We start from the raw sequence: 1,295 nt of genomic DNA on the forward strand, positions 1-1,295 counted from the left end.
GACTTAAAAGTAGAGGTGCCGTTGAGAAATGTTTTTGAACATCCGACACTTGAGCAGTTATCGCAAGTTGTCACTATTCATCTTATTAAAGAAAAAAGAAAACATTTCCAGTCTGAGCAAGAAACAGCACAAGAACTCTTGAAAGGTGAGATATGAAAAATGCCGCGCGAATTGTCAATGAAGCTTTAGATCAGGGAATTACTCTGTACGTTACTGATAATCGTTTACAATACAAGACCAGTCGCGACAGTATTCCACCGGAATTGCTCAGTGAGTGGAAACAACATAAACAAGAGTTAATTAATTTTCTGAACCAGCTTAATTCAGAAGAGCAAACTCAAACGTATCACTTTTTGCAAGATATTCCGCGTGCTGGTAACGCGGAACATTATCCGCTTTCATTTGCTCAACAGCGTTTATGGTTTATTGATCAACTGGATGGAGGCAGCCCTCAGTATAACTGTATGGGGAATTTCAGGTTATGGGAATCCATTAACATACAGGCGTTTGAGGCAGCCGTAAAGACATTGCTTGAACGCCATGAAGTGTTGCGTACCCATTTTAAAACCGTCGGTAACGAGCCGCGGCAATTTATTTCCACTGATTACGATTTACCAATTACACATTATGATTTATCCGCACTTTCTGAATCTGAGAAAAACTATCAAGTAAAACAACTTGGTAAGGAAGAAGAGAGTTTGATTTTTAACCTTAGCACAGATCTGATGCTGCGCATTCGGTTAATAAAATTGGCAGAAAATGATTATGTCATTATTTATACGATTCATCATATCGCCTTTGATGGCTGGTCTGTAACAATATTTCTCCATGAATTTTTCACGTTATATAAAGCTTATTGTCAAGGAAAGGTAAATCCGTTACCTCCGCTGAAAATTCAGTATGCTGATTACGCCCAATGGCAACAGAGCTGGTTACAAGGTGATGTGCTGAAAAAGCAACTGACATACTGGCAGAATCAGTTAGCGGGTATTTCACCCGTCCATCGTGTGCCACTGGATAATCCACGTCTGGAGAAACAAAATATCGAGGGATGTTTTCATACACAACGCATTTCCTCGCGTCTGACCCAAGCAATCAGGGGATTGTGTGCTAAACATAACGTGACTTTATTCATGTTCCTGGAAACGGCTTTTGCTGTATTGCTGAGCCGTTACAGTAATGAAAAAGATATTGTGATTGGAACGGGGCTGGCAGGGAGAAGACACCATGATATTGAGCCGTTGATCGGTTTTTTCGTCAATTCACTGGTTATCCGAACGGATTTATCCGGTCAG

General features: G+C 40.5%; 1 protein-coding gene. It reads left to right on the forward strand.

Features of this window, described 5'->3' with window-relative positions; translation table 11 throughout:
- Positions 1 to 152: 152 nt before the first annotated feature.
- Positions 153 to 1,295 (forward strand): condensation domain-containing protein (locus AAC147_RS01210; RefSeq protein ID WP_047684811.1); only part of this gene is annotated, 1,143 nt, incomplete at its 3' end.

It is taken from the genome of Xenorhabdus sp. NBAII XenSa04 (assembly GCF_963866145.1).
GTDB classification, from domain to species: domain Bacteria; phylum Pseudomonadota; class Gammaproteobacteria; order Enterobacterales; family Enterobacteriaceae; genus Xenorhabdus; species Xenorhabdus indica.